The sequence below is a fragment of the Intestinimonas timonensis genome (genome assembly GCF_900626145.1).
Lineage (GTDB): Bacteria > Bacillota > Clostridia > Oscillospirales > Oscillospiraceae > Intestinimonas > Intestinimonas aquisgranensis.
This window is the reverse complement of sequence record NZ_LR130817.1, coordinates 180,379-196,591: the sequence shown is the minus strand read 5'-3', so window position 1 is coordinate 196,591 and position 16,213 is coordinate 180,379. Positions and strand designations below refer to the sequence as shown.

The following is a 16,213-nucleotide window of genomic DNA, read 5'->3' as shown; positions in this document are numbered from 1 at the left end:
AGATGAGCAAGGATTTACTGGTTAAGAATATCCGCTGGCTGGTAACCTGCAACGACGCGGGCGAGGTACTGGAGCATGCGTCTATGCTGGTGCGCAACGGCGTGATTGTCTCCATCGACCAACCGGGTGATGTGAAGGCTGACGAGGTCATCGACGCCTCTGGTATGATCCTCTACCCTGGCATGATCAATGCCCACCACCATCTATATCAGATTTTCAGCAGAAATCTGCCCCAGGTCCAGCGGATGGAGCTGTTCCCCTGGCTGAAAACTCTGTACGAGATTTGGAAGAATCTCGAAGAGGAAAGTATCTACTATAGTTCTATGTCCGGAATGGGTGAGCTGCTGAAAACCGGCTGTACCACCATCCTGGACCACCACTATGTCTTCCCTCAGGGTAAGAGTGACCGGTTCCTGGATGTGCAGTTTGCCGCGGCTGATGAACTGGGTGTCCGCTTCCACGCCACCCGAGGCAGCATGGACTTGAGCGTCAAGGACGGAGGTCTTCCCCCTGACAGCGTAGTCCAAACCATTGACAAGATCATGTACGATTCCGAGGCTGCAGTCAAGAAATTCCACGACCCCAGCCGCTATTCCATGCACCAGGTGGCTCTGGCTCCTTGCTCCCCCTTCAGTGTCAGTGAAGAACTGCTGCGCCAGACTGCCATTTTGGCCCGTCAGCTGGGCGTGCGGATGCACACCCACCTGGCTGAGACAAAGGACGAGGAAGCCTATTTGTTGGAGCGGCTGGGTATGCGGCCCCTGGAATACATGGAAAACCTCGGCTGGATTGGATCTGATGTGTGGTACGCCCACGGCATCCACTTCACTGACGAGGAGCTGCAGCGCATGGCCAAGACCAAGACCGGCGTGGCTCACTGCCCCATCAGCAACATGAAGCTCTCCTCAGGCATTGCGCAGATCCCCAGAATGCTGGAACTTGGCGTCCCCGTTGGGTTGGCTGTGGACGGCTCTGCCAGCAACGACGGCTCCAACCTGCTGGAGGAGTTGCGGGTGGGCTATCTGCTGCATCGGCTTAATAACTCCGCCACTGCCCCCACCGGTGCCGACATGCTGCGCATCGCCACCCGCGGCAGCGCCAGCCTCCTTGGCCGCAGCGACCTTGGTTATATTGCCCCTGGCATGGCGGCCGACTTCTTCCTGATCGACAGCAACCGCCTGGAACTAACCGGCACTCTGCAAGATGTTGCTGCAATTCCCGCTACCGTCGGATTCAAAGGCAGTGTGGATTACACTGTAGTCAATGGCCGGATCGTTGTCAAGGAAGGCCATCTGGTCAACGTGGACGAGGACAAACTCGTGGAACAGGCCAACCTTTCCGTCGTTCGGTATCTGAATCAAAACTGACTCACCTTCTCTAGGGCGTCGGCCGGTTTTATCCGGTCGGCGCTCTTAGCGGAGTGGGCACAGGATTGGTAACGAAAGCTGTGTATCTCCCCTTTCCTTTTCAGTAATATGGTTTCTCTTACAGGCTGTGTCCTGATGATGGACATTGGCCTCATTCAAAAGAAAGAGCACATTCTGGCCGTCCAGTGTATCCAGTTCGGCATTCAGACTGCCACCATATTGTTCTGGGCACTTTCACCCGCGTGATATCCAGCGGCATTGCAGGCATCGTGCGAATCCCGGCATTCATTTGCCTCAATAGAAAAACTAAATTCCGGTTGGATGGGCAGTCGAGCTGAAGTTAATCTTGCATAAAAGTAGCCGGAAGTAACTCTTACAAGCATTGCAGCAACTCTTGACTCGCATCCAACGGTAACTTACAATAATAATGCTTTACCTATGCGCAGGATAGGGCAACGCTGAGGAGCGACCTGAGTGGCGCATAGGGTTTGCGGGAAGGCAGCATCTTCAACAGATGCTGCTTTTTTGCTGCCTTCCTGGAAACAAAAGCGATAAACCTCGGGGTTTACTGACTTTTTCGGGGTATCGTTATCCCACTTCAACATTCGACCGCCCTGGCGTACAGGAAGGCTTTGCACTGGTTAAGCAGGGTCTTGTCGGTTGCTGGCTGGTCAAGGATCTCAGTAGGTTTGGCCGAGATTACCTGACCGTTGGGCAGTACACGGACATCATTTTCCCCAGCTATGATGTGCGCTTTATCGCCGTCAACGATGGTGTGGACAGTGAACGGGGCGACAGCGACGGCTTTGCCGCAATTCGTAATTTATTTAAGAACATAAGCTGTTTGGGAAGGGTGTTCTGCTGAATCACTCTTTTTCGACAAAGCGATGCGGTTCAATTGCAAACCGTTTTCATAGAATGTTGTCAGGTGTATGCCCGGACTGCGGATTGAACAGATCCAGTAAAAACGGACAGTGACAAAAGCCCCCCTGATGTAGGAAAATAGACTACATCAGGGGGTTTTGTCATGAAGAAACGAAATTACACACACGTTCAAATGCTTTTACCAGAGATCAAGGCCATGTTGGCAGAGGGGAAAACACAGCGGGAAGTCGCAGAATACTATGGCTTCCGGAATAAGCAGGTGGTAAAAAGACTACTTGAGCGTGAGCGCCGTAAAGAACGAAAACTGGAAGCCGGAATCCGCCCACGACCGAAAGGACGGCCGAGAAAAGATGCTGCGCCAGGAGACGTTGTGGCAGAGCAGGCCTGTGAGATCCAACGGCTTCGCATGGAAAATAAACTACTGCGGGATTTTCTGCGCTTCACAGAAAGGAAGTGAGAGCAAAGGTAAAGTATCATATCATCTATCGTCACAGGACAGAGTATCCAGTGGCAGTCATGTGCAAATTCTTTGGAGTGTCCAGAAGCGGCTACTATGCTTTTGTCCATCGCCTAGGCAAGCCAGAAAAGGATGCGGCTCTTGCGGGGCTCATCGCACAGCAGCGGGAACGCAGCTTCCGCACCTACGGCTACCGGCGGATGTGGCTGTGGCTGAAAAGCCGGAATATCTTCTGCAATCCCAAAACTGTGCTGCGAATCATGAAGAAATATGATCTGCTCTCGGAGATCCGCCGCCGCAGGAAATGGCAGCAGATGGGGCGGCAGGCACACAAATACAGGAATCTGCTGAACAGGGAGTTCCATGCGGACAAACCTAACAGCAAATGGGTAACAGACATCTCCTACATCCACACCAGGCAGGGTGTGCTGTACCTTTCCATAATCCGGGACCTCTATGACAACAGCATCATCGCCTACAAGACTGGAACCCAGCAGACAGTGAATTTGGTTCTGGATACCGTTCATCTGGCAATGAAACAGGAGAAAAAGAGGGTCGCTGCGGAGTTGCAGCTCCACAGCGACCAAGGATTTCAGTACACCTCTGCAGCATACTTCAATCTGACTCAAGCATACGGAATCACACCATCCATGTCAAGGAAAGGAAACCCGTACGACAACGCCATGGCGGAAAATTTCTTCTCTATCCTCAAAACAGAATGTATTTACCGCCACAAACCGGCGACCTTTTCCGAAGCCAATGAGATGATTGACCGCTATATTTACTTCTATAACCATGAGCGCATCCAGTTAAAAACTGGAGAGGCGCCGCTGGCGCGACGCCTCTCCGCTTAAAACTTAATCTTTCCTACTAAGGGCTCTTTTTTGTACTGTCCGCACAATCTGGGGCAGTTCACATCCGCAGTCCGGGCATACACCTGACAACATTCTATGAAAACGGTTTGCGATTGAACCGCATCGCTTTGTCGAAAAAGAGTGATTCAGCAGAACCCCCTTCCCAAACAGCTTATGTTCTTCATGATGTTGCGGAACGGGGTAAAATCGTCGTCGCCTTTCAGACTGTCCACACCGTCATTTATGGCGATTACCCACTACATCCGGCTGGACTTCTTGGAGCAGGTTGTGCTCTACGAGGTACACCGGCTGGCCTGCTTCGCTAACGAATACGAAAACGACTTCATCAAGGCGATGGTGGGCCGTTCTGCCAAGGTAGCGGAAAATGACCGGGTACGCAAGAAGCGGGAGTTGGACGGGCTGCTGGCCCGGGACGGGGAGCTGGATATGCTCTTTGAGCGGCTCTATGAGGACAATGTTTCCGGCAAGATCGACGATGCCCGGTTCACCAAAATGTCCAAGCGATACGAACAGGAGCAAGGCGAAAACGCCAAGAAAATCAAGGCGCTGCGGCTGGAACTGAAAAAGCTGGAAGATAAGCGGATGGATGTAGATACCTTCTTGGAAACGGTGCGCCGCTACACCGACGCCACCGCCATCACCAAGCGCATGGTTGCCGAACTCATTGAGTATATCGAGGTCTATTCTGCGGTCAAGGAGGACGGCGTTACCAATCAGCGGGTGACGATCCACTACAACTGCATCGGGGCCTTTGATGTGCCGGATTGCCGGAAAATCCCCGAGCGGGATATTCTGCTGGAAACGAGAAAAGGCGTAGCATTAAGCTACGCCCCGGCGGTGTAAAGGTGGTGTGGGATATGAGAGCATTTCTCTATTGCCGTGTCGCCCATGACGATTCTTTCGCATTGGAACACCAGCGGTTTCTGCTCCAGCTCTACGCAAAGCAGGCGGGATATACCATCATCGGCGCTGCGGACGAATACGGCAGCGGGCTCACATTAGAGCGCCCGGCGCTCCAGAAAGTGACCGATGCCGTTGTCGCTGGCAAGGTGGATGTGGTGTTAGTCCATAGCCTGACCCGGATAGGCCGGGAGTGGGGCATGACCCAAAGCTACATTGACCTGCTCGCCCGACACAAGGTAAAGCTCCTGTGCATCCGGGATCGGCTGCTGTTCGATGAAAACGGCGCTGCCCCAATTTTGACAACAAAAAATGCAGAGTGTCCATTACAGGATACTCAGATCCTATAAGGACACTCTGCATGGTCCGAGTGACTGGATTCGAACCAGCGGCCTCTTGAACCCCATTCAAGCGCGATACCAAACTTCGCCACACCCGGTTGTCAGCCCTGAACCCGGGCGACTCGTATATATTAGCATGCTTTTCCCAAGAATGCAAGCCCTTTTTTCAAATTTCTCAAAAAATTTTTCCAGGCCCCGAAACACCGGGAAAAATGCCCCGGGGCCTGATCCGTTTTCTCCTGTGTTTTCAGGCGTTACGTCGTGCCGTAGGCCGCCAGCCGCCCGATCAGATGCTCCACAAACTGCGCCCGATCCACCCGGTTGACGAGGACAGCGTTGCTGCCAGAGGGCGACTTGGCGTCGCTGAAGGCATCCGTCACCGTCTTGCCGCGGGTGTGCTTTCCCTGGCACTCCACTCCCATCCAGCAGGACACCCCGCCAAACAGCTCCGGCTCCAGAGCGTACATCATGGCACAGGGGTCGTGCATAGGGGCACCGGGCACCAGAAACTTCTGGTGCCACTCCACGCCGAAGCCCATGGTCTTGGCCGCAAAGACGGCCTGGGGTGTTCCCAGCGCTTCCAGGCGGTCAATCTCCGCCTGGGTGAAATAGGCCTTGTGGGTCACGTCCAGGGCGCACACCACCAGCGGGATACCAGAGCGGAAGACCATGTCCGCCGCCTCCGGATCGGCATAAATATTATACTCTGCTGCCGGGGTGGTGTTTCCAAAGTCGGTGGCACCCCCCATGAGGACAATTCGCTTGATATATGCCGGGAGCTGCGGGTACTTGGTAAGGGCGATCCCCAGGTTGGTCAGAGGGCCGGTGGCTACGATCTCCAGCTCTCCCCCATAGCTCAGGGCCTTTTGCCAAATCACATCCCAGGCAGCCTCCTCACCCAGGGAGAAGGCGGGCTCCGGTGCCGGAATGCCCAGCAATCCATCGGCCCCATGGACCTCGTCCGCTGTCACCTGCTCCCCAAACATGGGACCGGCGGCACCCGCATAGACAGGCACCTCCACCCCGGCCAGGGTGAGGACGCGTCTGGCATTGAGGCTGGTCTTGTCCAGCCCCACGTTGCCAGCCACCGCTGTCACCGCCACCAGTTCCAGCTCCGGCGCCCTGGCGGCAAGCAGCAGCGCCACAGCGTCGTCAATACCGGGATCACAGTCCACGATCACCGGCTGTCTCTTTTTATCCATCCTTGTTCCCCCCATCAGCTGTAAGAGGAGGCGGCCTTGGTCAACAGGCCCACGAACCCCTCCCGGTCCAGGTCCAGAATGACCCGGGCGTTGGGGGCATGGTCAGAAAGGTGATACCGGTCGCCGATGGTGGCACCCCGGCAGTAGGTACCCTGGGTCTCCACCGCCACATACATCTCCTCCATATGGAAGAGCTCCGGCGCAATGAGGGCAGCCACTGCCACCGCGTCGTGGACGGGCGCTCCGGCATAGCCCAGCTTTCTATGGAAGCCGTAGAAAAATTCCAGCCAGTCAGCCACCACTGAGGCCACCGGATTGCCAAGGGCCCGAATGGTCTCAAAATCCTCCGGGAAGACCAGGGCCTTTTCGGTCACATCCAGACCGGCCATGGTAATCGGTATGCCGGAGCGGAACACCAGGTCGGCGGCCTCCGGGTCCACCAGGATGTTGAACTCCGCCGCCGGAGTCCAGTTCCCACGGGTGACACCGCCGCCCATCATAGAGATGCCGGCGATCTTCCCCTTCAGGTCGGGACGGGTGAGGAGAAGGCTGGCTACGTTGGTGAGCGGGCCGGTGGGCACCAGGGTCACCGGCTCCGTGCTCTCCTCCAGTGCCTTGGCCATGAGGGCACAGGCGGGCAGGTCCACCGGAAAGACCGCCGGCTCCGGCAGGACAGGGCCGTCGAGACCGGACTCACCGTGGACACTGGGGGCAGCCATGTGCTCGGCAATCAGAGGGCCGGTGCGGCCCTTGGCAAGGGGAGCGTCGATCCCCAGCAGAGTCATGACCCGCTGGGCGTTATAGGTGGTTTTCTCAATGGTCTGGTTGCCGCAGACCGAGGTGACGCCCCGGATCTCCAGCAGGTGCGAGGACTGGGCCAGCATCCAGGCCATGGCGTCGTCATGGCCTGGGTCGCCGTCCAGCAGGATGGGGATGGGCTTGGTCAAGACGGGTCCTCCTTTTTCTCCAACAGGCTCACAGCTGACCGCTGAGGGCCTGGTCAAAGTGCTCGTTGATCTGCTGGGTAAATGCCTGGGCGGCATTGTAGCCCATCTTCTTGTGGCGGTTGTTCATGGCCGCCACCTCTACGATGATGGCCAGGTTCCGGCCCGGCTTCACCGGTACGGTGAGGGCGGGGACCTTTACATCCAGGATCACTGTGTAGAGCTGCTCCAGGCCCAGACGGTCGTACATGGTCTCGTCGTTCCACTGCTCCAGGTTGACCACCAGATCGATGTCCTGGTCCTCACGGACGGCCGACATACCAAAGAGCTGCTGCACGTCCACAACGCCGATGCCCCGCAGCTCGATATAGTGGCGGATGAGCTCAGGGGCGGAGCCCACCAGGCGCTTTACACCCACCCGCTTGATCTCCACGGCGTCATCGGCCACCAGCCGATGGCCGCGCTTCACCAGCTCGATGGCGGTCTCGCTCTTGCCCACGCCGGACTCGCCCAGCAGCAGCACGCCCTCGCCGTATACCTCCACCAGCACGCCGTGGCGGGTGATCCGAGGCGCCAGGTAGTTGCGCAAGGCCAGAATCAGCGCGCCCATGAAGGCTGTTGTAGTCTCCTGGGTGCGAAGGATGGTGCGGTCATACTTCTCCGCCATCTCCATGAGCTCCGGGAAGGGCTCCATGCCCCGGGTGATGACCAAGGCCGGGATGTCGTGGGCCAGGAAGGCGTCAAAGCACTTGCGGCGCTCCTCCGAGCTGATCTGCTCCAGATAGGTGCTCTCCACCCGGCCCAACAGTTGCATCCGCTTGGCGTCAAAATAATCGAAAAAACCCACCAGCTGCAGACCCGGACGATTCACATCCTCCCGCTGGATGAGCACGTCCTGATAATTTTCCACGCCACGGAGGACTTCCAGATCAAATTCCTCGATGAGTTTCCCCAGCTTGACGGAATACCGGTTCTCCACATCCATCACTCCTTTTCCACTGCCGTATACGCCCCGCTTCAGGGGTTTTTTCCACCTTAGTATAACCGACTTCCCCCCATTTCGCAACGGCTATTCCACCCCCACGGAAAATTGCGGAGAAAATCGAAATTAGCACTTGCATTTTTCGAAAAAATCTGCTATCATATCATTCGATGCTTTGTTATGAGCGAAACTTTGACCAGCGAGGAGGTTGAAGGAATCATGGCCAAATGCGAGTTTTGCGATAAGGGCGTTGTGTTCGGCATCCAGGTGTCCCACTCTCACCGCCGTTCCAATCGTCCTTGGAAGCCCAATGTGAAGCGCGTCAAGGCGATCGTCAACGGCAGCCCTAAGCACGTGTACGTTTGCACCCGCTGCCTCCGTTCGGGTAAGGTCACCCGCGCTGTGTGACAATTGGATAAAAAATTCCGCACGATGTAATCGTGCGGAATTTTTTTATTCCCGCTCCACCTGTACATCAAAAGGCCCTCCGGCATTGAACAGCTCCAGTAAAACCGGACAATAGACAAAAGGCCCCCTAATGTAGGAAAATAAAGCTACATTAGGGGGTCTTGCTATGTCCGGAAAAAAAGGGATGAAAAAGTATCCGGTAGGGATACGAGAAGAAGTGGTGTCACGAATCCGTGGAGGAGAAAGCCAGCGTGCTTTATGTCGGGAGTATGGGATCAGCCGGTGGGCTATTCAGTGCTGGCTAAAGGAGCCTGTCCTTCCAAAAGCGCGGGGGCGTAAACCCGCAAAAACACTGGCGGAGTACAAGTATGAGAACAAACGGCTAAAGATGGAAAACGAGCTGTTGCGGGATTTTCTGCGCTCCACAGGAAGGAAGTGAGGCCAAGGGCAAAATACGCAGTAATCTACCGGCACAGAAACGAATATCCGGTAACCGTTATGTGTCGCTTCTTTCAGGTATCCCGCAGCGGATACTATGATTTCGTCCATCGTTTGGGCAGGCCGGAGAAAGACGCGGCCCTTGCAGAAATCATCGCGGAACAGCGAGAGCGCAGCTTTCGTACGTATGGCTACCGCAGAATGTGGCTGGTGCTGAAGAAGCGAGGCATCCACCGTAATCCCAAGACCATCCTGCGTATCATGGAGAAATATGGTTTGCTTGCGGAGATCCGGAGACGCAGAAAATGGCAGCAGATGGGGCAGCAAGTCCACAAGTACAAGAATCTGCTGAATAGGGAGTTTTATGCGAACAGGCCCAACAGCAAATGGGTGACGGACATCTCCTACATCCACACCAAGCAGGGCGTATTGTACCTGTCCATGATCCGGGACCTTTACGACAACAGCATTGTTGCCTACAAGACCGGCACAAAGCAGACAGTCAACCTGGTGCTGGACACCATTCGCCTGGCCATGCGCAAGGAGAAAAAGAGGGCCGCTGCGGAGTTGCAGCTCCACAGCGACCAGGGGTTCCAGTACACCTCGCAAGCATACTTCGACCTGACAAAATCTTATGGCATTACGCCTTCCATGTCAAGACGCGAAAACTGTTACGACAACGCTATGGCGGAAAATTTCTTTTCCATCCTCAAGACAGAGTGTATCTACCGCCATAAACCGGCCTCATTCTGTGAGGCCAATGAGATGATTGACCGCTATATCAATTTTTACAACCACGAGCGCATCCAGCTAAAAACTGGAGTGGCGCCGCTCACGCTGCGCCACTCCGCTTAAAACTTCATATTTCCCTACATTGAGGCCTTTTTGTGCTGTCCGCACAATTTGGGGCGGTTCAAACCGCAACGGGGGCCTTTCTTCATCTTATGCCCATTATACCCAACTGTCTTCGATCTCGTGCTTTTTAGCCCGGGTCATGAGCTCCACCAGCACCTCTCTGGGGTCCTTGCCCTCGTAGAGGACGGAGTAAGCCGCCTCAGTGATGGGCATTTCCACTCCCAGCTTCTCGGCCAGTTCCTTGCCGGTGGCGGTGGCGTAATAGCCCTCCACCACAGCGCCGATCTGCTTGAGAGCCTCCTCCACCGGCACACCCTGGCCGATGAGGATGCCGCAGCGGCGGTTCCGGGAGTGCATAGAGGTACAGGTGACAATAAGGTCGCCTACGCCGGTGAGACCGGCAAAGGTCTCCTTCTTGCCTCCCATGGCCATGCCCAGCCGGGCGATCTCGGTGAGGCCACGGGTCATAAGAGCAGCCTTGGTGTTGTCTCCAAAGCCCATGCCGTCACAGCAGCCGGCGCACAGGGCGATGATGTTCTTCAGGGCGGCCCCCAGCTCCACGCCCACGATGTCGGGAGAGGTGTAGACCCGGAAGCGGCCATTCATGAAGCAGTCCTGGACCAGCTCGGCGGCCTTCTGGTCCTTGGAGGCGGAAACCACCGCCGTGGGCACCTTCCGGCCCACCTCCTCGGCGTGGGAGGGTCCACACAGGGCCACCACAGGATAGCCGGGACCCAGCTCAGCCTCGATGACGTCGGTGAGGGTCATAGAGGTGTCCTTCTCGATACCCTTGGACACCGACACCACCACGGTGCCCGGGTCCAGCAGCCCCTTCAAGTTGCGGGCGGTGGTGCGCACTGCAAAGGAGGGGGTGGCCAGCACCACCATAGGGCAGCCCTTCACGCAGGCGAGGTCGCTGGTGAGGTGGAGGGCCTCCGGCAGGGGCACTCCCTTGAGCATGCGGTTCTCATGCTGCTCCTGGAGGACCTTGGACTCCTCTTCGAAGTAAGACCACAGGGTCACATCGTTACCGTTTTCCAGCAGCACCAGAGCTAGGGCCGTACCCCAGCCGCCGCTGCCCAGGACCGCTGTTTTCATTGCGTTCCCTCCTTCTTCTTATGCAGGCTGAACTTGGATTCTGTTCCACTGAGGATGCGCTTCAGGTTGCCCCGGTGCTTCCACACGATGAGGCCGCCGATGATGATGGACAGGACCAGCAGGAAGAGGTCCTGATAGACGAACCAGGTGGCGAAGGGGAAGGACGCCCCTGCCCAGATGGAGCCCAGGGACACCCACTTGGTGAGCACGGCCAGAATGAGGAAGCCGCCCCACACCACCAGGGCCACCCGCCAGTCCAGCATAAGGGCGATGGTGCCGCCGGAGAGGATGCCCTTGCCGCCCTTGAAGTGGAACATGCAGGGGAACATGTGGCCCAGCAGGCAGAAGAGGCCGGCCCAGTACTTACCCAGAACTGGCCCCATCCAGCCGCCCGTCACCATACCGATGACCAGTGTCCCGATCAGAACGGCGAGGATTGCCTTAATGACGTCACAGAGGATGACCACAAGGGTCAGCCCGCCGCCAAAGACCCGGTAGAAATTGGTGAGGCCCGCGTTGCCGCTGCCATGGTTTCGAATGTCGTTTCGGAGGATATATTTGGATACGATGACCGCACCGTTGAAGCACCCAAGAAAATAGGCAACCGCAGCCACCCCCAGAAATACTCCGGCCAGTAGGAGAAAGCTCTGAGATACCTCTGAGTTCATTGGTGCCATCCGTCATTCCTCCTTGTCGCCCTTCTGCCGGACGGTCAGCCGCACCGGCGTCCCCTCCAAGCCAAAGGTAGCTCTAATCTGGTTTTCAATATAGCGCTGATAGGAGAAGTGGAAGAGCTGGGCGTCGTTGCAGAAGCAGACGAAGTGAGGGGGCTTCACGCCCACCTGGGTCATATAGAAGATCTTCAGCCGGCGGCCCTTGTCCGTGGGAGGCTGCACCCGCTGGGTAGCGTCGGCCAGGAGGGTGTTGAGCATGCCGGTGGTAATCCGCATGGCCGACTGGTCGTTGACATAGTTGATGAGCTCAAAGAGGCGGTTCACCCGCTGGCCGGTGAGGGCGGAGATGAAGACAATGGGGGCATAGGTCATGTAGGAGAGGTCCCGGCGGACCTCCTCACGCATGCGGTCCATGGTCTTGTCGTCCTTCTCGATGGCGTCCCACTTGTTGACCACGATGATGCAGGCCTTCCCCGCTTCGTGGGCCAGACCGGCCACCTTGGTGTCCTGCTCTGTTACCCCCTCGTTGGCGTCAATGAGGATGAGACAGACGTCGCTGCGCTCGATGGCCATGGTGGCACGGAGGACAGAGAACTTCTCAATCCGGTCATCCACCTTGGATTTCTTCCGCATGCCGGCGGTGTCGATGAAGAGGTACTTGCCCTGCTTGTTTTCAAAATAGCTGTCCACGGCGTCCCGGGTGGTGCCCGCCATGTTGCTGACAATGACCCGCTCCTCCCCCAGGATGCGGTTGATGAGGGAGGACTTGCCCACGTTGGGTTTGCCGATGACGGCCACCTTGATGACGTCGTCGGGGGTGTCGTCTTCCTCCTCCTCGGGGAAGTACTGCACGCAGGCGTCCAGCAGGTCGCCGGTGCCGTGGCCGTGGACGGCGGAGACGGCGATGGGATCACCCAGACCCAGGTTGTAGAACTCGTAGATATCCGGGTTGGTGGTGCCCACCTGGTCCATCTTGTTCACAGCCAGCACCACCGGCTTCCGGGAGCGCAGGAGCATATTGGCCACCTCCTGGTCGGAGGCGGTGAGGCCGGTCTTGATATCGCAGAGGAAAATGATGACCGTGGCGTTCTGGATGGCGATCTCCGCCTGCTTGCGCATAAAGGTCAGGATCTCGCTGTCGGTACCAGGCTCGATGCCGCCGGTGTCCACGATGTCAAAGGTACGTCCGCACCACTCCGCCTCGGCGTAGAGCCGGTCACGGGTGACGCCGGGGGTGTCCTCAACGATGGACAGGCGTTTGCCCACCAGCTTATTGAACAGCATGGACTTTCCCACATTCGGGCGTCCAACGATGGCGACCAAAGGTTTCATTGGCGGCACATCCTTTCTATGATACTCCTTACGGGTTATAGCGGTAGTACTCCTCCTCCGGTGGAAGGACGGAGCCAGTGTGCTCCACCGGCAGGCCGAAGATGGCATCCACCAGATCGAAGCCGCTCTCCTCGTCCAGGGGGATGATGGGGACGCCCAGGGCATCCTGTGCCTCCTCCACGGTCATGTCGTCCAGGAAGACCCGCTCCCCGGACCGGAGCATGTTTGCGGGGATATACAGCCGCTCCCCCAGCTCCGCCCCCTTGAGCTGCTCCACCAGGTCGGTGCCGGTGATGAGGCCGGACACCGTGATGGTCTCGCCGAAAAAACGATTGCGGATCGGATAGACCTTTCCTCTTATTTTATCGCATTTTTCCCCGCACATGTCAACGATTTCCTGCACAAAAGGCGCCGCTGACACACCAGTCGCCACCGAAAAGGCAGGGGGTACGGCCTCAGGGTCCTGGTCCTCCAGGGCCATGGCCGCCTGGCTCAGCAGCAGCCGCAGCATTCCAACACCGTTTTCCAGCTGGGCCATATCCTCATAATAGGACTTTTCCGGCAGCTTCCGGCCGGCAATGAGGTAGAACTCATCGGAGCACCAGGCCAAGGCAGTGCCATGTTCTGCCTGGAAAGCCCGTCCGAAGGCCTCCACCTGGTCAATGAGGGCGGCGGCCTGCGTCGGAGTATAGGGCTCGATATGGCACAGTCCCTCCCGGAATTTGGTCACTCCAACCGGCACCACCGCCACGCTGTTCACCTGGGGATAGAGCTCTCCCAGCTCCCGGAGGGTGCGGTCCAGGGCGGGGCCATCGTTGACGCCGGGGCAGGCCACCACCTGGCAGTTCATCTCGATCCCCGCCGCCGCCAGACGCTTCATGACGTCCAGGCACTCCCCCGCCCGGGGATTTTTCAGCATGGCGGTGCGCAGCTCCGGATCGGTGGCGTGGACGGAGATGTTTACCGGGCTCACCCGCAGATCGCAGATCCGCTGGATTTCCCGCTGAGAGAGGTTGGTGAGGGTGATATAGTTGCCCAGCAGGAAGGAAAGCCGGGCGTCATCATCTTTAAAATAGAGGGTCTTCCGCATTCCAAGCGGCATCTGGTCTACAAAACAGAAGATGCACTGGTTGGCGCAGGAGCGGGCTCGGTCCATGAGGTAGGTCTCAAAATTGAGGCCCAGGTCCTCCCCCTCCTCCTTCCGGAGCTTCAACGTCCGCCGCTGGCCGTCCTCCCCCTGGAGCGTCAGGGTGAGCCTAGCGTCATAGCCGTAAAACTTATAGTCCAGCACGTCCACCACCCGGTGGCCGCTGATCTCCAGCAGGGTCTCCCCCGGGCGGACACCTGCCCGCTCCGCCGGGCTGCCGCTGTCCACCGAACGTATTTTCGTGCTCACAGGCTCACATCCTTATCCGTTGCTCGTCTTATTGTACTCGAATTGCGGGCAAAATGGAAGGGGAAAGCATCTCTTCTTGCAGAAGGGCAAAAAGAAAGAGGGGTTGCCCCCTCATTTCTTTTTGCCTGTTTAGTTGGCCTTGGACTCGGTGGCCTCGACCTTGCCGAACTCACGGCCATTGTAAGTCATGCAGGACTTGCACAGCCGGTGGGGCAGGCGGTAAGCGCCGCACTTGGGGCACTTGTTGAGACCGGGGGTCTCCAGCTTCCACACGGAGCTCCGGCGCTTGTTCCGACGCTGCTTGGATACTTTAGACTTAGGGACTGCCATCTGTGACACCTCCTTGAATACCCTGCGCGGGTACTGCTAGTTTACTCGCTCTCTTTGTCCTCCAAAAGCTTGGCAAGCACTGCCAGCCGGGGGTCTACCTCGGGCTTGCACCGGCATGCTTCCACGTTGAGGTCAACGCCGCACCCGGGACAGATGCCCTTGCAGTCCTCTGAGCAGAGGTTCTTGCTATCCATTGCGAGGACGAACGCCGTGGTAGCCACGTCGTCCAGATCCACCTCATCTCCATCCAGCAGGACAATCTCGTCGTCGCTCCGCTCGTCGGCCAGCTCCTGGGCCAGCAGCGTTTCCAAGCGGACCGTCTTCTCCCGGGCGAACGGTTTGGCGCACCGGTCACAGAGAAGATGGAGCGTGGTGGCAACTGTTCCCTCCAGCACCAGCGCGCCCGCCATGTTGCGGACCTGTCCGGTCACCCGGACCGGCTGGTCGATGGGGTGGGCGCCGCCGAACTCCAGGTCGGAGAGATCCAACTCGTAGGAGAAGGGGCACACGCCTCCGGGCACGTTGATGATGTTTTTCAGGTTCAGTCGCATGGCACACCTCGCATAATGGCACGACAAATATTATAGTCAAGAGTTCTGTCAATGTCAAATACTTTCTTCACTTTTTTTCTAAAATATGATAGAGTGTATGCAACTACCACAACCGGGAGGTCCCAATGAGAGAGTTTACCGTGACAAAAAACGACGCCGGGCAGCGTTTGGACCGCTGGCTGGGCAAGACCCTGCCCCTCCTCCCCGCTCCCCTGGCCCAGAAATACATCCGCCTCAAGCGCGTGAAGCTCAACGGAAAGGGTGCCAAGCGGGACACCCGTCTGGCGGTGGGCGATGTGCTTCAGCTCTATATCAACGACGAGTTCTTTGACGCCCCCGCCCCTGAAAACGCCTTCCTCTCCGTCTTCAAGCCCCAGCTGGACATCGTCTATGAGGACGAGCACATCCTCCTGGTGAACAAGCGCCCCGGCCTGTTGGTCCACCCCGACCAGGGGGAGTACGTCAACACCCTCATCACCCACATCCAGGCCTACCTTTATCAAAAAAAGGAGTGGGACCCCCGTCAGGAGCACTCCTTTACCCCCGCCCTGTGCAACCGCATCGACCGGAACACCGGCGGCATCGTCATCGCCGCCAAGACCGCCGAGGCGCTGCGCATCATGAATCAGAAGATCAAGGACCGGGAGATCGAAAAGTATTATCTGTGCGCCATTCACGGCCGCATGAACCCGCCCGAAGGCAGGCTGGAGGGCTTTCTCTCCAAGGACGAGAGCAAGAACCAGGTCACCGTCCACAAGACGCCGGTGCCCGGCGGTCGGACCGCCGTCACCCTTTATAAGACACTGAAGGTGCAGAATGGGCTCTCCCTGGTGGAGTGCGAGCTCATCACCGGTCGCACCCATCAGATCCGGGCCCAGTTCGCCGCTGCCGGCCACCCCCTCCTGGGCGACGGCAAGTACGGCCGCAGCCGTGACAACAAACGCTATGACCGGAAGTTCCAGGCCCTCTGGTCCTATAAACTGGTCTTTTCCTTCACCACCGACGCCGGCGTTCTGGAGCCCTTAAACGGGAAAATCTGGCAGGTGGAGCAGGTGGATTTTGTAGAGGAATATTTCCCCCGTCAGCCCCGGAAAAATACCCTGTAAAATTGCGGGAAATCCATTGACATTTCAGGGGATACATTATATATTGTACCTTGCCATTTTCCGTCGGAATCT

General features: G+C 57.5%; 19 protein-coding genes, 1 tRNA gene and 1 pseudogene. 10 read left to right on the top strand and 11 right to left on the bottom strand.

What is annotated here, in order from left to right; all coding sequences use genetic code 11:
* Positions 1 to 2 precede the first annotated feature (2 nt).
* The 4 genes from E0E29_RS07115 to E0E29_RS07100 all read left to right on the top strand — a co-directional run bounded on the left by E0E29_RS07115 (position 3) and on the right by E0E29_RS07100 (position 3,563).
* Positions 3 to 1,367: an 8-oxoguanine deaminase gene (locus tag E0E29_RS07115; RefSeq protein WP_130849269.1), complete on the top strand. Its 1,365-nt coding sequence runs from the start codon at positions 3 to 5 to the stop codon at positions 1,365 to 1,367.
* Between the two features lie 514 nt (positions 1,368 to 1,881).
* A complete protein-coding gene (locus E0E29_RS07110) occupies positions 1,882 to 2,232 on the top strand; it encodes a recombinase family protein (RefSeq protein WP_242622423.1) in 351 nt (116 codons plus the stop codon).
* A 162-nt stretch (positions 2,233 to 2,394) separates the two neighbouring features.
* Positions 2,395 to 2,709: an imidazolonepropionase gene (locus E0E29_RS07105; RefSeq protein WP_130848458.1), complete on the top strand. Its 315-nt coding sequence runs from the start codon at positions 2,395 to 2,397 to the stop codon at positions 2,707 to 2,709.
* Complete coding sequence (locus E0E29_RS07100; protein WP_130848459.1) at positions 2,706 to 3,563, top strand: IS3 family transposase; 858 nt, start codon at positions 2,706 to 2,708, stop codon at positions 3,561 to 3,563. Before E0E29_RS07105 ends, E0E29_RS07100 begins: the two co-directional genes overlap by 4 nt.
* A 182-nt stretch (positions 3,564 to 3,745) precedes the next feature.
* Here the strand turns inward: E0E29_RS07100 and E0E29_RS19225 are convergent.
* Positions 3,746 to 3,817: pseudogene (locus E0E29_RS19225) on the bottom strand (recombinase family protein); the annotation flags it as partial.
* Between E0E29_RS19225 and E0E29_RS07090 the strand changes: the two are divergent.
* Both E0E29_RS07090 and E0E29_RS07085 read left to right on the top strand, forming a co-directional pair.
* Positions 3,807 to 4,427: a DUF4368 domain-containing protein gene (locus tag E0E29_RS07090; protein WP_242622422.1), complete on the top strand. Its 621-nt coding sequence runs from the start codon at positions 3,807 to 3,809 to the stop codon at positions 4,425 to 4,427. The pseudogene E0E29_RS19225 and the gene E0E29_RS07090 sit on opposite strands and share 11 nt — an antisense overlap.
* A 14-nt stretch (positions 4,428 to 4,441) precedes the next feature.
* Positions 4,442 to 4,834, top strand: a complete 393-nt coding sequence (locus E0E29_RS07085; RefSeq protein WP_130849268.1) for a recombinase family protein — start codon at positions 4,442 to 4,444, stop codon at positions 4,832 to 4,834.
* A gap of 12 nt (positions 4,835 to 4,846) precedes the next feature.
* Here E0E29_RS07085 and E0E29_RS07080 read toward each other — a convergent pair.
* From E0E29_RS07080 to hprK, 4 genes are all read right to left on the bottom strand, one after another.
* Positions 4,847 to 4,923 (bottom strand) — tRNA-Pro (locus E0E29_RS07080).
* 156 nt (positions 4,924 to 5,079) lie between these two features.
* Positions 5,080 to 6,027, bottom strand: coding sequence for a nucleoside hydrolase (locus tag E0E29_RS07075; RefSeq protein ID WP_165449831.1), 948 nt, complete (start codon positions 6,025 to 6,027; stop codon positions 5,080 to 5,082).
* A gap of 14 nt (positions 6,028 to 6,041) precedes the next feature.
* Positions 6,042 to 6,974, bottom strand: a complete 933-nt coding sequence (locus tag E0E29_RS07070) for a nucleoside hydrolase (protein ID WP_242622421.1) — start codon at positions 6,972 to 6,974, stop codon at positions 6,042 to 6,044.
* A gap of 28 nt (positions 6,975 to 7,002) precedes the next feature.
* The gene (gene hprK / locus E0E29_RS07065; protein ID WP_130849265.1) at positions 7,003 to 7,950 is read right to left on the bottom strand and encodes an HPr(Ser) kinase/phosphatase; all 948 of its coding nucleotides are present in this window, start codon (positions 7,948 to 7,950) and stop codon (positions 7,003 to 7,005) included.
* Between the two features lie 222 nt (positions 7,951 to 8,172).
* Here hprK and rpmB point away from each other — a divergent pair, with 222 nt between their 5' ends.
* The 3 genes from rpmB to E0E29_RS07050 all read left to right on the top strand — a co-directional run bounded on the left by rpmB (position 8,173) and on the right by E0E29_RS07050 (position 9,654).
* A complete protein-coding gene (gene rpmB / locus E0E29_RS07060; protein WP_130849264.1) occupies positions 8,173 to 8,361 on the top strand; it encodes a 50S ribosomal protein L28 in 189 nt (62 codons plus the stop codon).
* Between the two features lie 166 nt (positions 8,362 to 8,527).
* Positions 8,528 to 8,800 (top strand): hypothetical protein, encoded by a 273-nt coding sequence (locus E0E29_RS07055; protein ID WP_080907005.1) that lies wholly within the window; start codon positions 8,528 to 8,530, stop codon positions 8,798 to 8,800.
* The gene (locus E0E29_RS07050) at positions 8,797 to 9,654 is read left to right on the top strand and encodes an IS3 family transposase (protein ID WP_130849263.1); all 858 of its coding nucleotides are present in this window, start codon (positions 8,797 to 8,799) and stop codon (positions 9,652 to 9,654) included. The genes E0E29_RS07055 and E0E29_RS07050 overlap by 4 nt, the downstream gene beginning before the upstream one ends.
* Positions 9,655 to 9,750: 96 nt before the next feature.
* Here the strand turns inward: E0E29_RS07050 and E0E29_RS07045 are convergent, their stop codons facing one another.
* The 6 genes from E0E29_RS07045 to E0E29_RS07020 form a co-directional block, all read right to left on the bottom strand.
* Positions 9,751 to 10,752, bottom strand: a complete 1,002-nt coding sequence (locus tag E0E29_RS07045; protein ID WP_130849262.1) for an NAD(P)H-dependent glycerol-3-phosphate dehydrogenase — start codon at positions 10,750 to 10,752, stop codon at positions 9,751 to 9,753.
* A complete protein-coding gene (locus tag E0E29_RS07040; protein ID WP_242622420.1) occupies positions 10,749 to 11,429 on the bottom strand; it encodes a glycerol-3-phosphate acyltransferase in 681 nt (226 codons plus the stop codon). The genes E0E29_RS07045 and E0E29_RS07040 overlap by 4 nt, the downstream gene beginning before the upstream one ends.
* 3 nt (positions 11,430 to 11,432) lie before the next feature.
* Complete coding sequence (gene der, locus E0E29_RS07035; RefSeq protein ID WP_130849261.1) at positions 11,433 to 12,758, bottom strand: ribosome biogenesis GTPase Der; 1,326 nt, start codon at positions 12,756 to 12,758, stop codon at positions 11,433 to 11,435.
* 28 nt (positions 12,759 to 12,786) lie between these two features.
* Complete coding sequence (locus E0E29_RS07030; RefSeq protein ID WP_130849260.1) at positions 12,787 to 14,154, bottom strand: DUF512 domain-containing protein; 1,368 nt, start codon at positions 14,152 to 14,154, stop codon at positions 12,787 to 12,789.
* A 129-nt stretch (positions 14,155 to 14,283) separates the two neighbouring features.
* The gene (gene rpmF / locus E0E29_RS07025; RefSeq protein WP_130849259.1) at positions 14,284 to 14,484 is read right to left on the bottom strand and encodes a 50S ribosomal protein L32; all 201 of its coding nucleotides are present in this window, start codon (positions 14,482 to 14,484) and stop codon (positions 14,284 to 14,286) included.
* A gap of 41 nt (positions 14,485 to 14,525) precedes the next feature.
* On the bottom strand, positions 14,526 to 15,035 hold the full coding sequence (locus tag E0E29_RS07020; RefSeq protein WP_130849258.1) for a YceD family protein: 510 nt from the start codon (positions 15,033 to 15,035) through the stop codon (positions 14,526 to 14,528).
* Positions 15,036 to 15,160: 125 nt separating this feature from the next.
* Here E0E29_RS07020 and E0E29_RS07015 point away from each other — a divergent pair, with 125 nt between their 5' ends.
* Entirely contained in the window at positions 15,161 to 16,141 is a 981-nt protein-coding gene (locus tag E0E29_RS07015) for an RluA family pseudouridine synthase (protein ID WP_130849257.1), read from the top strand.
* The last annotated feature ends 72 nt before the right edge of the window (positions 16,142 to 16,213 follow it).